This is a genomic window from Methylocella tundrae (assembly GCF_038024855.1).
In the GTDB taxonomy this organism is placed as follows: Bacteria; Pseudomonadota; Alphaproteobacteria; order Rhizobiales; family Beijerinckiaceae; genus Methylocapsa; species Methylocapsa tundrae.
In genome coordinates, this window is record NZ_CP139089.1 from 1,200,454 (window position 1) to 1,216,075 (window position 15,622).

The following is a 15,622-nucleotide window of genomic DNA, read 5'->3' on the forward strand; positions in this document are numbered from 1 at the left end:
GAAGAGGCAAAGCCTCATTCCATCGCCGCAGCCTTCAAAATGCAGACCATCATGGCGTTCGCGGGCCTGGCGGAAACGTTACGGATGATATGCGGGCGATCGCAGCGATATCGGAGTGTTTCGCCCGCCTTCGCACGCTCGATCGCGCCGGAAACCTCCACTTCGAGTTCGCCCTCGCTGATCGAAAGGCTTTCAACGGATCCGCGCTGATGCGCCTCCGACTCGAGCACGCCGCCGGGATCGGCCGAAAACTCATACCATTGCAGCCATTCAACGGTCTTGATCCAGCCAATGATGGACAGGCGGCACTTGCCATCGTCGGAGACGAGGATCGGCGTATCCCCGCGCGAGGATTTCTCAAGGAAGGGTTCGTCGTCCGCTGCCTGCAGAACGCGCTCGATCGACACATCGAGCGCCTGCGACAGCCGCCAGATGGTGGCGAGGGTGGGATTGGTCTCGTTGCGTTCGATCTGACTGATGATGGATTTTGCGACGCCCGACTGTTCGGAAAGCTCGGACAGCGACAGATTATAGGCTTTGCGGAGCCTCTGCACCGTTTTGCCGAGCTGGCCCGACAAGGCGAGCGCGCCCGCCTCCAAAACCTTGACCTTGTCGCGCCCTTCTACGCCCATATGCAGTTCGCTCATCCGGTTCGTTGACGCGGGGCCGATCCTGAGGGATTTGGTGAGGTCAAACTCCTCAGTCGGCGCGCGGAATGCGCGGCTCCGTCAGGCGCCCGTGCAAACGCGCGCCAAGAGCAGCGGCGGCCTCGCGTCAGGCAAAAGAGCCAATTCCGTTTGGAATATCGAACGATTTTGTTCGTCACGCAAGCAGCCTCGTTATTCATTGAGGCGCGCCGTCATGCAAAAGTTATGAGAATCTGCTCTTTGTCGATAACGCCACATCGAATAGCCCAGAGCGCGCCGGTGGACCACGAACGAGAGCCGAACCATTATCGCACGCTGTTCCTTTCCGATATTCACCTCGGCACGCGCGGATGCCAGGCTGATCTGCTCCTCGACTTCCTGAAATACAATGAAGCGGAAACGGTTTTTCTTGTCGGCGACGTCATCGACGGATGGCGGCTGAAAAGCGGCTGGTACTGGCCGCAGACGCATAATGACGTCGTACAAAAGCTTTTGCGTCAGGTCCGCAAAGGCGTCAAAATGGTCTACGTGCCCGGCAATCATGACGAATTCGCGCGCGATTTCCTCGGCATCTTCCTCGGCGGGGTGGAGGTCATCGATCACGCCTTTCATGTCACAGCCGACGGCAAGCGCCTGCTGATCATCCACGGCGACCAGTTCGACGTCGTCGTCAAACACGCCCGCTGGCTGGCGCTTCTCGGCGATTGGGCTTATGACTTCGCGCTCTGGGCCAATCTATGGCTCAACAAAGCCCGGCGATCGCTTGGCTTTTCCTACTGGTCGCTGTCAGCCTGGGCCAAGTTTAAGGTGAAAAACGCGGTGAACTTCATCGGCGCTTTCGAGCTTGCCTTGACCGACGCGGCGCGGCGCCATCAAGCTGACGGCGTGGTTTGTGGGCATATTCATCATGCCGCAATCCGCGAGATGGACGGAATCATGTATGTCAATACGGGTGATTTCGTGGAGTCCTGCACCGCCATTGCGGAACACGCGGACGGACGCCTCGAGATCTTGCGCTGGCAGAGCACGGCCGAGGAGCGAAACGCGGCCGCGGCCTCCGCCCCGCCGCGAACCGCTCCCAAGGCAGTCGCCTGATGCGCATTCTGATTGCAACCGACGCCTGGAAGCCACAGGTCAACGGCGTCGTACGCTCGCTCGAATCGGTGGCGAAGGCGCTGCGCGAATTCGGCGCGGAAATCGAATTCTTGACGCCGCAAGGGTTTGCCTCGATCCCACTGCCGACCTATAGCGAGATCAAGCTCGCTTTTGCGAGCGCGAGGGCGATCCGCAAAAGGCTCGACGGCGCGCCGATCGACCACATTCATATTGCGACCGAAGGCCCTGTCGGATATGCCGCACGGCGCTACTGCCTGCAAGGCAATCGCCCCTTCACGACGAGCTATCATACCCGTTTTCCCGAATACATCGCCGCCCGCACGCGTCTTCCGGAGGCGATCACCTATGCTGTGCTGCGCCGCTTCCATAACGCCGGCTCGGGCGTCATGGTATCGACCGCCTCGATCGCCAGCGACCTCCAAAGCCGCGGCTTTGAGCGTCTCATGCATTGGTCGCGCGGCGTCGATCATAGCCAGTTCACCCCGGCCAAAGCTTTGAAGCTGGATCTGCCGCGCCCGATCTTCCTCTATGCCGGGCGCCTCGCGCCGGAGAAGAACGTCGAGAGCTTTCTTGCGCTCGATCTGCCCGGATCGAAAGTCATCGTCGGCGACGGTCCCTCGCGCCGGGCCCTGGAGAGCGCCTATCCCGACGCCCATTTCGTTGGGGCGAAGACCAGCGACGCCCTCGCCGTCCATTATGCGTCATCGGATGTTTTCGTGTTTCCGAGCCGCACGGACACCTTCGGCATGGTGCTGCTCGAGGCGCTGTCCTGCGGGCTGCCCGTCGCCGCCCTGCCCGTCGCCGGCCCGCTCGACGTCATCGGCGACAGCGGCGCCGGCATCCTCGACGAGGATTTGCGCGGCGCCTGCCTCAGGGCGCTCGATATCCCGCGCGAGAAGGCGCGCGCCCATGCGCTGACCTTCACCTGGGCCAATAGCGCGCGCCAGTTTCTGGACAATATCCTTCTGGCCAAATCGACGAGTTCCACGCGCCTCATCGCCAGCCCCGGCTTTTAGAACCCTCATCGGCTCTTAACACGCGAAAATCCCGTCCCATATTGTGGGAACACTCAAGGATTTTCGCACATGGAGTCTTTTCCTTCCTTTATTCTCGATGAAACCGAGGCTGGCTTTTCGGATGAGCCCTCCGAGGCTGGCGCGCGCCTGCGCTCCGAAGCGCTCGGCGCTGCTGACGACGGCTTCCTTCTCGACGCCTATTCGAAGAGCGTGACGCGCATCGTCGAACAGGTGGGTCCGAGCGTCGTGCGTCTCGACATCAGGCGCGGCGACGGGCGAAGAGGCGGCTCCGGCTCTGGCGTCATCGTCTCGCCGGACGGCCTCATTCTGACCAATAGCCATGTTATCCAGGGGGCCCGCCGCGCGGACGTCTCGACCCTCGACGGGCGCTCGCTCTCCGGCCGCGTCCTTGGCGATGACCCGGACACGGACCTCGCCCTGGTGCGGATCGACGAAAACACGACTCTTCCCGCCGCAAGGCTTGGCGATTCCAAGAGATTGAGGCCTGGCGAAATCGCCATCGCCATCGGCAATCCGCTCGGTTTCGATTCGACCGTCACCGCCGGCGTCATATCGGCGCTCGGCCGTTCGCTACGCTCGAATAATGGCCGCATGATCGACGATGTGATCCAGACCGACGCAGCGCTCAATCCCGGCAATTCGGGCGGGCCGCTCGTCGCCTCCAATGGCGACGTCATCGGCGTCAACACGGCGATCATCGCCGGCGCGCAGGGCATCTGCTTCGCCGTGGCGGCGAATACGGCGCGCTTCGTCCTCGGCGAACTTGTCGCGCATGGCCGCGTGCGCCGCGCCTATCTCGGCGTCGGCGCCGGAACGGTCGCTCTGCCGCGGCGAATCGCGCTCCGGCTCGGGCTCCAGCAGACGCAGGGCGCTGTCGTCAGTTCGGTCGAGCCGCAAAGTCCGGCGGATCATGCGGGCCTTCTCAGCGGCGATATTCTGCTCGCCGTCGACGGCAATCCTGTGTCTGGCGCCGACGATCTCGTACGCTTGCTTGGCGCCGATCTGATCGACCGCGTGGCGCCGCTCGATATACTTCGCCGGTCGGACAGGCGCAGATTCTGGGTTGCGCTGCGCGAGCGCGACAGCGGCCCGAGGCCCAAATGAAATATTGCGCGCTGGGACAATTCGACGCGGGCCGGCTTTTGCCCGGCTCGCTGTCGAAGCAGGCAGCCCATTGTAATCATTCTAAAAAACGCGGCTTCGATTGATCGGCCATCTGTTCTGGTGTAGAGCCGGAGCAACGCTGACGAGCGGCGCGCTTTTTGCCAAGGAGCTCGGTATCGACGCGGCGACCGCCGCGGAGTCGGCGCGAGGGAGTTCGGCGTGATTGGGGCTCTTATCATTGTTCTGCGCGAGGTGGTTGAAGCCGGACTTATCGTCGGCATCGTGCTCGCCGTCACGAAAACCATGCCTGGACGCCTTCCTTTCATCTGGGGCGGCCTTGCCGCCGGCCTTTTCGGCGCCGGCCTCGTCGCGGTTTTCGCGGGCGTCCTTTCAAACGCCTTCGAAGGCGTCGGGCAGGAACTCTTCAACGCTTCGATCCTCGCCATCGCCGTCATCATGCTGACCTGGCACAATGTCTGGATGGCCAGGCACGGGCGCGAGCTCAGCGCGGAGCTGCGCCGCGTCGGCAGCGAGGTCAGCAACGGATCGCGCTCGCTGATGGCCTTGGCGGTGGTTATCGCCGTCGCTGTGCTACGCGAAGGCTCCGAGGTTGTTCTGTTCCTCTATGGCGTTGTGATTTCAACCCATGATTCGGGTTTGAGCCTCTTTGCCGGCGGCGCCTTGGGCGTGTTTTTGGGCGTTAGCGTCTGCATGCTGACCTATACCGGCCTTGTCATCATACCTGTGCGCTATCTTTTCCGGGTGACGAGCCTCCTCATTGCTTTCATGGCCGCTGGCATGGCCGCGCAATGCATCGCCTTTCTTGAGCAGGCCGACATTGCAACGGGTCTTGGACGGACGCTCTGGAATACGTCGGCGTTCCTGTCCGACAGCAGCATTCCCGGCCGCGTGCTCCACACGCTTCTCGGCTATACGGATCGGCCGACGCAATTGCAGGGGCTCGCCTATGTCGGGACGCTTCTCGTCATATTCGCCCTGATGAAACTGACGGCGCCATCCGTGAAGCAAAACCCGAGGCTGGCCGTCAACTGACGACGCGGGCGGCGGCGCGGGTCCGGCGGCCCCCGGAGAAGAGCCGCCGGCTTTTTTATCGCGCGATCCGATTGATTGCGCCGGGCGTAGAGGCGCGCGCGTCTAATTTCGTTGCTTCGGGCAGAGATTTCAGGCAAGAGTGTTCTCAAGACAACGCCTGAATTCTTGTCGTGTCGCGCAGCCGCGTCAGGCTTAATCCGCCGTTCGGCCCTGCGCGCCCTCACGCTTCAGTCTAAAAGTCCCGGCGGCCAAGACGAAATTCATCGCCTGACAGCCTAAGGCTCTCCCTCTTGCTGGCGGGTTTGCAGCCTCAACCGGATAATATCCAGCATCAACGCCCATTTCAGGAACAGAATGACATTCAACGAACTCGGTCTCAGCGAGAAAGTGCTGCAAGCGGTCGAAGCTTCAGGCTATACGACGCCGACGCCGATTCAAGCCCAGGCCATCCCCTACGCGCTCGCCGGACGCGACGTGCTCGGCATTGCGCAGACAGGCACGGGCAAGACCGCCGCATTCACTTTGCCGATGCTGTCGCGGCTGGAGCAGGGCCGCGCCAGGGCGAGAATGCCGCGCACCCTTATTCTCGAGCCGACCCGTGAGCTCGCCGCGCAAGTCGAAGAGAGTTTCGCGCGCTATGGCGTCAATCACAAGATCAATGTCGCGCTGCTGATCGGCGGCGTCTCCTTTGGCGATCAGGAAACCAAGATCATGCGCGGCGCCGACGTGCTGATCGCAACGCCCGGCCGCCTGCTCGACTTCGCCGAGCGCGGCAAGCTGCTGCTTACCGCAATCGAGATCCTCGTCATCGACGAAGCCGACCGCATGCTCGACATGGGTTTCATCCCGGACATCGAGCGTATCTGCAAACTCGTGCCCTTCACGCGGCAGACCTTGTTCTTTTCCGCCACCATGCCGCCGGAAATCACCCGCCTGACCGAGACTTTTCTGCACAATCCGGTGCGGATCGAGGTGGCGCGCGCCGCTTCCACCGCCACGACCATCACGCAGGGGCTCGTCGCCTCGGCGCCGGGGCCAGCGAAGCGCGAAACCCTGCGCCGCCTTCTTCGCGGCGCCGCCGACTTCAAGAACGCGATCATTTTCTGCAACCGCAAGCGCGACGTGGCTTTGCTGCATAAGTCCTTGCAAAAGCACGGATTCAACGCCGGCGCACTGCATGGCGACTTGGATCAGCGTGCGCGCACCGCCTCGCTCGACGCCTTCAAGTCTGGCGAAGTCGCACTCCTCGTCTGCTCCGACGTCGCCGCGCGCGGTCTCGATATTCCCGATGTCAGCCACGTTTTCAATTTCGACCTTCCGACCCACGCGGAAGATTATGTCCACCGCATCGGGCGGACCGGACGCGCCGGCAAGAGCGGCGTCGCCATTTCGATCATCACCAAGGCCGATCAAAAATACCTTGCCGAGATCGAAAAGCTGATCGCCCGCAAGATTGACTGGCTCGGCGGCGAGGCGCTCTCCGATCTGACTGATGAAGGCGAGGCCGAGGCGCCGCATCATGAGCGCGGCTCGAGGCGCGGCGGCTCCTCGCGCGGCGAGCGCCCGCGCGCGGAAGCCGACGTTCCGCAAAAATCGCGACGCAGGGAAAAGAGCGAACCCCAGCGCCAGCACGTGGAAGAGCGGCCGGCCCCCGAGCCGCAGGCGCGGGCGGCGGCGCCCAGCCGCGAGCGCGGTCGGCATCACGCGGACGATGACGCCCCCGTCGTCGGCATGGGCGACCATGTGCCCATGTTCATGCTGCGCCCGGTCAAGCTGAAGCCTGGAAAGACCGTCGCTGCGGACGAAGACGAGTCGACCCGCGTCGGCTGACCCTCTCGACGCGGGCGCCGCTTCAACACGCCAGTCCTCTGCAGCCCTGCGCATATCAAACCCGCCGGGCCCGGCTCGGCGTCGTTTTCCCTTAAAAATCAATTCACGGCTCCAGCGGCGTCAGCGCGCCGGGCGCAATCTTTCGACATACGTAGCAACACGTATGTCGAAGCTCAGCCGCGTCCATATGCTGGCCGGGGCGCGCTGAGCCTCGCGCCTCATCACGGCGATGGTTCGCCCGGACCAGTCTCTGCCACGGTGACCGGTGGCCCGAACATATTCCAGAGGTAGAGATGACAGATTATGAGATCTTCGAACTTGGCGACGTTGTTCTGCAAAGCAAGAAAACGCTGCGCGGCGCCAAGCTCGCGTATAAGACCTATGGCGCGCTGAACGCCAAAAAAGACAACTCTATTGTCTACCCGACCTGGTATTCCGGCCAGCACTATGAAAACGAGTGGCTGATCGGGGAAGGAATGGCGCTCGATCCTCGCAAATATTTTGTCATCGTTCCAAATATGTTTGGCAATGGGCTGTCGACCTCGCCGAGCAACGCGCCGGAACCCTATAATCAGGCGCGATTTCCGAATGTCACCGCCTATGACAATGTGCGGCAACAATACCGGCTGGTGACGGAAAAGTTCGGCATCGAGAGCCTCGAACTTGTCACCGGCTGGTCGATGGGCGCGTTACAGACCTATCATTGGGGCGCGCTTTACCCCGATATGGTGAAGCGCATTCTTCCCTTCGCTGGGTCGGCTAAATGCTCACGCCACAATTTCGTGTTCCTTGAAGGCGTGAAGGCGGCTTTGACGGCGGACGCCGCATTTCAGGACGGCTGGTACAGGTCGCCGCCGACCAAGGGCCTGCGCGCGATGGCGCGCGTCTATGCCGGCTGGGGCTTCTCGCAAGCATTCTATCGCGAAGAACTCGACATCAAGGCGATGGGCTATGCCTCGCTGGAGGATTTCCTCGTCGGATTCTGGGAGGGGATCTTCCTGCCCCGAGACGCCAACAACCTGCTGACGATGCTCTGGACCTGGCAGAATGGCGACATCAGCAACAATGAGGTGTTCAACGGCGATTTTCCCAAGGCGCTCGCCGCTATCAAATCGAAGGCGTTTATCATGCCGTCGAAAACCGATCTCTATTTCCCGCCGGAAGACAACGCCTTCGAGGTCGCCCATATGCCGAACGCCGAGCTGCGGGTCATCGATTCCATTTGGGGACATTTCGCCGGGGGGCCCGGGACGAGCCCGGCCGACGTCAAGACGCTGGACGCGGCTCTGCGCGAATTGCTGGCGAGCTGACGCCACCGGCGCCGGGCGCGCCGCCGCGAGGCCAATGACGCGCCTTTGATTTTTCTGCGCGCGAAGATCGGGTCAAGGCTCCCTCGCGCGGCCCCTTGACCCTGCCAGCCCTCGGCTTTTTGCCACGGCGGCGCCAAGTCTTATCCATGCCGGGCGCCAGAATGGTCTTTTACTTCATGGATTTTTCTATACTTGAAAAGAATTCTTCCGAAGATAGGGCTGATGTGAAGTAATTACGCAACAGACTTGGCGTTTTGTACGGATTCGCCTCGCAAAATGCTTGTTCCAGACAGAACCTGAAACTACTCTCTCGCGAAACTTGTTGACGGCCAAAGGCGTCAGCGATCGGGAGGGGAAGAGTGCTGGGGAAATTCGGTTTATCCAAAATATTGTTTTTGGCGGCCGGGCTGACGCCTTTGGCTTTTACCAGCGCTTTGGCGCAGAGCCCGACGGCTGCCGCGCCCGCTGATCCGAATGTCGTCGCGCTCCCTGAGGTCGACGTCATTTCGACCTCGCCGCTGTCTGGCGGAACGGGCGAAGAACGCAACAGCTTCCCAAGCATGGTGCAGACGGTGACGCCCGATGATTTCGCGCGCACCAGATCTCCCAACGTCACGGATGCGCTGCAGCAGCGCGTGCCGGGCGTCACAGTTATCGACGTCAACGGCAACCCATTTTCGCAGGATCTCTATTATCGCGGTTTTCAGGCCTCGCCGCTGCAGGGCACGCCGCAAGGCCTTGCCGTTTACCAGAACGGCATGCGCGTCAATGAGGCGTTCGGCGACACAGTCAATTGGGATCTGATCCCGCCGCAGGCCATCGCCCGCACGGACATCTTCACCGCCAATCCGATCTTCGGGCTCAACGCCCTCGGCGGCGCCATCAGCATCGAGATGAAGAACGGCTTCAACTGGCAGGGATTTGAGGCGCAGATTCTCGGCGGCTCTTATGGCCGCGTCTCCGGCTATTTCCAATATGGCAAGCAGGTCGACAATTTCAGCCTCTATGTCACCGCCGACGCGGCGCATGACGGCGGCTGGCGCTATTTCTCGCCGTCGACGCTGGCGCGCGTCTATGGCGATCTCGGCTACCGCACGCAGGACGCCGAAATTCACCTCATCGCCTCGGGCGCGACATCGAACCTCGGGGTTATTGGACCAACGCCGGTCAACCTCTTGAGCCAAAGCCTTTCCAGCGTCTTCACCTCGCCGCAATCGACGCAGAACGACGCCGGCTCGATCGCTTTCACGGGCAAGTTCGACATCAACAAGAACTGGCAGATCGGCAGCAATTTCTACCTCCGCACGTTCCAGCAAAAGCATACGGACGGCAACGACTCCGATCTTCAGGATTGCGCCGATAACGCAGATCCGGCCGGATTTTCGGGCTTTCTCTGCCTCGCGAGCGATAATTTCCCATCAGAGACAAACGGCGCCGCTTTCGTTCTCCACGATAAGAACGGCAATCCGATCCCTTTCTCGCCGACCACGGTCTACGGGACGATCGACCGCACCGTCACCCATTCGACGACGGCCGGTACGACCCTGCAGGCGACGAACAAGGATAAATTCTTCGGCCATGACAATTATTTCGTCTTCGGCGGCAGCGTCGACCGCGGCTCTTTCAGCTTCAGCTCCAACAGCACTCTCGGGGCCATTCAACCTAATCTGCTCGTCTCCCCGACTGGACTCTTTGCAGGCTCAGGGTCAGTCATCCAAACGGCGGGCGATATTGGCTATGTGCCGACGTGGCTGACGGGCACGACGACTTATTACGGCGTCTTCGCGCTCGATACCTTCAACGTCACGCCGGATCTCGCGGTGACGGCGGGCGCCCGGCTCAATATCGCCAATATCGACACGCAGGACGCCAGCGGCGGCTACAATTCGGAGCTGAACAGCTCCAATAATTTCGATCGCATCAATCCGGTCGTCGGGATCACTTATCAGATCCAGCCCTGGATTTCCGCCTATGGCGGCTATTCGGAAGCCAACCGCGCCCCGACCCCGCTGGAGCTTGATTGCGCCAACAAGCTCAATCCTTGCTTGCTGGAGAATTCTCTCGTCTCGGACCCGCCTTTGCAGCAAGTCGTCTCGCACACGATCGAAGCAGGCCTGCGCGGCGCCTCGAACAACATATTCGGCGATGGACGGATCAACTGGAAGGCAGGCTACTTCCACACCGAAAACACAAACGACATCATCTCTCTATCCAGCACCATCACCGGCCACGGCTATTACGCCAATGTGCCCGCGACCCTGCGCCAGGGCGTCGAGGCCGGGCTCGATTATCACAATGGCGATCTCATGGCCTATGTAAACTACGCCTTCACCGACGCGACCTACCGCTTCACCGGCGAGCTGGCGTCTCCCTTTAACCCTTACGCCGACGCCAACGGCAATGTGCTGGTGACTCCCGGCGATCATATCCCCGGCATTCCCCGGCAGACGCTGAAGTTCGGCGGCGAATATGCCTTCACGCCGAAGTTCAAAGCGGGGACGGATATTTTGATCGTTGGCAGCCAATATTATATCGGCGACAATTCAAACCTAAATCCGCAGCTTCCGCTCTACTGGACGGCGAATATTCACGCGTCCTACCAGCTGACCGACAACATTCAGATCTTCGGGCTGGTCAATAATCTATTCAACAACCGCAACGCTACCTACGGCTCATTTTTCGATACGACGACGAACGCCCAGATCGCCAATGGCACGCCACTGACCGATCCGCGCAATCAAACGCCCATGACGCCCCTCTCGCTCTATGGCGGCGTCAAGGTCACTTTCTAGAGCGCTTTCCGATCGAATGGAGACATTCGATCGATCAGAAATCGCTCCAGATTCAAAAGCTTGAGCATATTCTTGTCGATCAGATCGAACCGATCTGATCGGAATATGCTCTAGGCCGGCCCGATCCCAGCTTCTCTCCGGAAGCCTTGGCATGACCATGCAAATTCGGCGCGGGGTCATGCCTTTTTCCGTTGATCAACGCCATTGGCTGTTTGGGGCGCATGGGGCGCTGTCTATGCCGGCCGCAACTGGCTCTGGAGCGCCGCGATGGCGCTCATGAATCCGCTGGAGCCGTCAAGCATCGGCTCCATCAGCAAGGCGCCTTCCAGAAGCGCAATCGCGACGCGGGCCTGCTGGTCGCAGTCTATGTCTTTCCGGATGCTGCCGTTGGCGCGACCTTCTTCAAGGACGGTCTTGAGCCACAAAAAATGCTTCCTGAAGAAGCGCCGCACCGCTTCCCGGATTTCAGTGGGCAGAAATTCAGGCGTTATCGCAAGCACAGCGCACAGACAGCCGAGCTTTTGCTCCAATCCGCTCAGGTAGAGTCTCGCATAAGCAGTGACGCGCTCCAGCCCATCGTCGGTGGCGCGAAGTATGCGGGCCATCTCCGCGTCATATCTTTCGTCGTAAAACGCGACCAGCGCGACGCCGAGATCCTTCTTGGCGGGGAAATAATAGTGAATGCTCGCTGTGCGCACGCCGACGGCAAGCGCAAGGTCCGCATAGCTGAAGCCGCTATAGCCCCGGCTTCTGACCAGCGCCTCCGCTTTGGTCAGCAGCTCCAATCGCGTGTCTTTCATGTGTTGCGCGCCTGAACCTTCCCTTGATAGGCCAGTATGCCATCACGGCAAGATGCGCAAACTGCCTCTTGATCCCCGCCCATCTATCTATTAATAGATAAATGTTCTATCTACTAATAAATAGATACAGGAGGAAAATGATGCAAAATTGGGCAGCCTACCGCGAGCAACTCTCCGAAACTTTCGGAACGATCGGTCAAATCAATCCCGACATCCTCAAAGGAAATCAGATCCTTTCCGATGCCGCGCCAAAGACAGCCACTCTGAGCGCGAAGATGCGCGAACTCATTGCGCTCGCGGTCGCCGTCACGACGCGTTGCGACGGCTGCATCGCCTTCCATACGGAAGCGGCGCGCAAGGCGGGGGCGACAAAGGAGGAGCTGGCGGAAACGCTCGGCGTCGCCATCGCGCTGAACACGGGCGCCGCTTTGGTTTACTCGGCGCGCGCCATGCACGCCTTCGACGCCGGTTAAAGCATCCATGCCCAAAAGCCGCCGGCTTTTGGGCGCAAATCATGCGATTAGACAAGAGCTTAGACGGCGGGATGCGTTTTTCGCGAAAACGCGTCCTCTTCAAGCCGCCGGGCAAAGATCTCCCTCGCTAGCGATCAGCGCGACACATAATCGGGAGCGGGCGTCGGATCGCCAAGCTGAACCCAGACGTTCTGGTCGCTCTGGGATTGGCGCTTGACAAAGCGATAGCCCGTCTTGTCCCAAGGCTTCATCTCGCCCGACAGATTGTCGAGAACGAAATCGCCGTCGCTCATCTTGATCGTTAATACGGCATGGCCCTCGTTGCCGGAATCCTTGACCACGGTCATCAGCAGAGCCTGGCGCGGAAAGCCTTCCTCCAGCAGGATCTTGCGTTTCATCAGCGCGAAATCCTCGCAGTCCCCTTTGCCGTCGGTCGGATAGTCCCATTGATCGACGACGCCCCAATGCTCCATGTCGGTCACGGGCGTGACATGATCATTGACCCATTTATTGACACGCTCGATCTCTTTCGACGTTTTTGAGGCGGCGACGATATCGACCGGCTCGAGCGGGGCGCCCTCGCATTCGCCCTGGTAACGGCGGCAGAAATCGGCCCAACCGTAAGGCGTACTGGTTGGCTCTCCGACGGGCGTGAAGGAAGCAGCTGAGGGGAGCGCGGCGTGCGCCGATGCGGCGTTTGGCGACAAAAGGCAGACCGAGAGCATTGCGAATGAAACAAGCCCCCCGGCCAATTTCCTGTCTGCAACCCAACTGTCCATCTTCGAGCCTCCAACGTCATGTGTCGGCAGTCTTCGCAGCGGGGGTTTGTCGCGCGATTAAATGCGATGCTCGGATTTTATCCTAACGGAGCGAACACTGGGCGGAAGCCGAACGTTGCTTAATCTGTTCTTCCGTGGAACCAACCCAATCTTACGTAATTTTGTTTCGGATCGCAGACAGCCCTCTTGTAGAACTGAGCCCGCGGGAGCACCTACAATTCAACGATCCGGATGGCGAACCGCGCCTTGCCCAATTCGTTTCTAAATCGTTAATGCGATGCTGACGCAGGGTCAACCTCAAGGCCCTTTCGCCACGCTACAGAATTAAAACATTGTTAACGAGGCGCCATTTTGAACTCTTCGACGAACATTCAGCCGGCGCCGACCAGCCGGGATCTCATGCCGACCGAAGCCGTTCCGCTGTCGCCGACCGACGAGGCGTCGTTGCGGCGCGCCATCGACGAACTGAAGCGCTCGAGCCTCGCGATGCGGCTCACGTCGCTGATCGGCCGCCAGATCGGCTTGATCGGCCTTGTCGTTCCAGCGCCCGTCGCGGAGGTTGTCAACAAGGCGGCCGAGACCGCCATTCATACCGCCATGGGCCTTGCCTTGCGCAGCCTTTCAAGCGCGAGAGTGCGCGATCGGCGACGGCTGCACAAATCCCTTGCGACAATGGCCGGCGCAGCCGGCGGGGCTTTTGGTCTCGCCGGGCTGCCGGTCGAGCTTCCGTTCACAACCACGGTCATGCTGCGCTCGATCGCGGACGTCGCCCGAAGCGAAGGCGAGGATCTGACCGATCCAGACGTCGCCCTGGCCTGTCTTGAGGTCTTCGCCCTTGGCGGCGACGCCGGCTCAAGCCGCCGGGAAGAGCGCGGCGGCGCGCTCGAAACCGGCTATTTCGCCGTGCGGGTCATGCTCGCCAGATCGGTCAGCGAATCGGCCCGCCATTTTCTGGATCGCGGGCTGACCGAGCAGGCGGCCCCTATGCTCGTGCGCCTCATCGCACAGATCAGCACGCGTTTCGGCGTCGTGGTTTCGCAAAAGCTCGCGGCTCAAAGCGTCCCAATCATCGGCGCCGCCAGCGGCGCGGCCATCAATTACGCATTCGTCGATCACTTCCAGACGCTGGCGCGCGGCCATTTCACCGTTCGCCGGCTGGAGCGTATCTATGGAGCGAGCCTGGTTCGGGCCGAATATAATCGGCTCGCGCGCGAAATGTAACGGGCCGGAGCCTTGCCCGAGATGGCGCCATTGTGGTAATAATGCGGCGCTTCAGAGGCGTCTCCTCCGGCTGAACAGCGCTGGTCTTCGATCAGCTATGGAGCTTCCATGAAATCCCTGACGAGTTCGCTGAGGAATTACGCCGGCCGCGCCGGCGTCGCCGCGGCAGTCTTTGTCGCCCTCATCGCGCCTGTCAGCCCGGCGCAGGCCGGGTTTTTCGATTTCCTTTTCCCGCCTCAGCCGTCCCCCGCCCTCGCGCCTGCCTACCCGCCCGGGTTTCGCTATGAGCATCGTCAGCACAGAAGAAAAATCGCGGCGCGCCATCCGCGAATCGTCGTCGCCAGGAGTCACCCCTCCTCGGCGCATGGCGTGACGGGCTTCATGGATGACGACAGCCTCAGGGATGGCGACGCAGTGATGACGCCGGACGGCATCCGCATCTTCACGGGATCCTCAAGCACTCATCATAGCACCGACGACTTCGCCAAAATATCCGAGATCAAAGGGCTCCCGAGCCGCGAGCGCAACGTCCTGCTCGCCATCGACGCCGGCAGTTCCGGCGGTAGCGGCGATTCCGCTCTCCTGGTCGGCCGTTCCGTCGCCGATTCGGGACTATCGGAAGGCGCGATGATCACCGACGCGAAAGGCCACAGGATCCGCTACGTTGGCCCCTAAAGCATGAGGCCGAAAAGTTGCAGACTTTCCTGACCCACATCATGTGGTAAAACAAAGGCTTAAAGCGCGGAATGCGATTCCGGGATTCATTCTGCTCGAAGTATCGGCGGCGAAAATCGCGCGCCGCTTTCGGATGAAATGAGTACAAAATCACAGCAGTCCGGGAAAGGCCGCCTAACGCCGGCGGGCCGCGTCGAGCATCCGCTCGCATTCGTCGAGTTCGCGCACGATCGACTTCAAACGCCCGATCGCTTCCGTGTTCAGGGCTCCGGCGCCGGCGCCCGTTTCGGCGCCCGTATGAGCCGCGCCCTGATCGCTCATCGCGGCCATGCCTTCTGGCACAGTGTAATTTGAATCCTCGTCGAGTACGGCGGGATCCGCGGGCTGGCTGAATAAATCGTCGCCGCGCGCCGCGCGCGCTTGAGGCGCGGCTGGCGAGGCGGCATGAACGCCGACGTCTGCGGCGGCGAGTCCGGCGCCGATCACCGCCCGCGCGCCCTGCTCTTTCAGGATCCTTTGCACGCCCTTGATCGTATAGCCTTCGCTATAAAGGAGCCGCCTGATAGCGCGAAGAATGTCGATGTCGTTCGGGCGATAAAAACGGCGCCCGCCAGCGCGCTTCATCGGTTTGATCTGCGGAAAACGCGTCTCCCAGAAACGCAGCACATGCTGCGGCAGATCAAGCTCTTCGGCGACTTCGCTGATTGTTCGAAAAGCGTCGGCGCTCTTGTCCATTTCGCTTCGGGCTCCAGGCCGTAGGCGCGATCGCGCTCCCAATCGGTTAT

14 protein-coding genes are annotated in these 15,622 nt (G+C 61.0%); 10 read left to right on the top strand and 4 right to left on the bottom strand.

The window, feature by feature from the left end:
• Window positions 1-14 precede the first annotated feature (14 nt).
• Complete coding sequence (locus SIN04_RS08025; RefSeq protein ID WP_134492362.1) at window positions 15-632, bottom strand: helix-turn-helix domain-containing protein; 618 nt, start codon at window positions 630-632, stop codon at window positions 15-17.
• Between the two features lie 294 nt (window positions 633-926).
• Between SIN04_RS08025 and SIN04_RS08030 the strand changes: the two genes are divergently transcribed.
• From SIN04_RS08030 to SIN04_RS08060, 7 genes are all read left to right on the top strand, one after another.
• Window positions 927-1,742 (top strand): UDP-2,3-diacylglucosamine diphosphatase, encoded by an 816-nt coding sequence (locus tag SIN04_RS08030; protein WP_244605724.1) that lies wholly within the window; start codon window positions 927-929, stop codon window positions 1,740-1,742.
• Entirely contained in the window at window positions 1,742-2,779 is a 1,038-nt protein-coding gene (locus SIN04_RS08035; RefSeq protein ID WP_134488152.1) for a glycosyltransferase family 4 protein, read from the top strand. Before SIN04_RS08030 ends, SIN04_RS08035 begins: the two co-directional genes overlap by 1 nt.
• Before the next feature lie 69 nt (window positions 2,780-2,848).
• The gene (locus SIN04_RS08040; protein WP_134488154.1) at window positions 2,849-3,904 is read left to right on the top strand and encodes a S1C family serine protease; all 1,056 of its coding nucleotides are present in this window, start codon (window positions 2,849-2,851) and stop codon (window positions 3,902-3,904) included.
• Between the two features lie 219 nt (window positions 3,905-4,123).
• Complete coding sequence (locus SIN04_RS08045) at window positions 4,124-4,957, top strand: FTR1 family iron permease (protein ID WP_134488156.1); 834 nt, start codon at window positions 4,124-4,126, stop codon at window positions 4,955-4,957.
• A gap of 354 nt (window positions 4,958-5,311) precedes the next feature.
• On the top strand, window positions 5,312-6,787 hold the full coding sequence (locus SIN04_RS08050) for a DEAD/DEAH box helicase (RefSeq protein WP_134488158.1): 1,476 nt from the start codon (window positions 5,312-5,314) through the stop codon (window positions 6,785-6,787).
• Window positions 6,788-7,080: 293 nt separating this feature from the next.
• On the top strand, window positions 7,081-8,097 hold the full coding sequence (locus tag SIN04_RS08055) for an alpha/beta fold hydrolase (protein ID WP_134488160.1): 1,017 nt from the start codon (window positions 7,081-7,083) through the stop codon (window positions 8,095-8,097).
• 359 nt (window positions 8,098-8,456) lie between these two features.
• Entirely contained in the window at window positions 8,457-10,889 is a 2,433-nt protein-coding gene (locus tag SIN04_RS08060; RefSeq protein ID WP_134488162.1) for a TonB-dependent receptor, read from the top strand.
• A gap of 233 nt (window positions 10,890-11,122) precedes the next feature.
• On the opposite strand, the gene SIN04_RS08065 is transcribed toward SIN04_RS08060, so the two are convergent.
• Entirely contained in the window at window positions 11,123-11,689 is a 567-nt protein-coding gene (locus SIN04_RS08065; protein ID WP_134488164.1) for a TetR/AcrR family transcriptional regulator, read from the bottom strand.
• A 137-nt stretch (window positions 11,690-11,826) separates the two neighbouring features.
• On the opposite strand from SIN04_RS08065, the gene SIN04_RS08070 reads away from it, so the two are divergent.
• On the top strand, window positions 11,827-12,162 hold the full coding sequence (locus tag SIN04_RS08070; protein ID WP_197731953.1) for a carboxymuconolactone decarboxylase family protein: 336 nt from the start codon (window positions 11,827-11,829) through the stop codon (window positions 12,160-12,162).
• 134 nt (window positions 12,163-12,296) lie between these two features.
• Here SIN04_RS08070 and SIN04_RS08075 read toward each other — a convergent pair whose 3' ends face one another.
• On the bottom strand, window positions 12,297-12,941 hold the full coding sequence (locus tag SIN04_RS08075) for a transglutaminase-like cysteine peptidase (RefSeq protein ID WP_134488168.1): 645 nt from the start codon (window positions 12,939-12,941) through the stop codon (window positions 12,297-12,299).
• 399 nt (window positions 12,942-13,340) lie between these two features.
• Here SIN04_RS08075 and SIN04_RS08080 point away from each other — a divergent pair, with 399 nt between their 5' ends.
• Window positions 13,341-14,162 carry an EcsC family protein gene (locus tag SIN04_RS08080; protein ID WP_423136018.1) on the top strand — a complete coding sequence of 274 codons (822 nt, stop codon included), beginning with the start codon at window positions 13,341-13,343 and terminating at the stop codon, window positions 14,160-14,162.
• Between the two features lie 108 nt (window positions 14,163-14,270).
• A complete protein-coding gene (locus SIN04_RS08085; RefSeq protein ID WP_341264356.1) occupies window positions 14,271-14,837 on the top strand; it encodes a hypothetical protein in 567 nt (188 codons plus the stop codon).
• 174 nt (window positions 14,838-15,011) lie between these two features.
• Here SIN04_RS08085 and SIN04_RS08090 read toward each other — a convergent pair whose 3' ends face one another.
• On the bottom strand, window positions 15,012-15,572 hold the full coding sequence (locus SIN04_RS08090) for a MerR family transcriptional regulator (RefSeq protein WP_134488176.1): 561 nt from the start codon (window positions 15,570-15,572) through the stop codon (window positions 15,012-15,014).
• Between the last annotated feature and the right edge of the window lie 50 nt (window positions 15,573-15,622).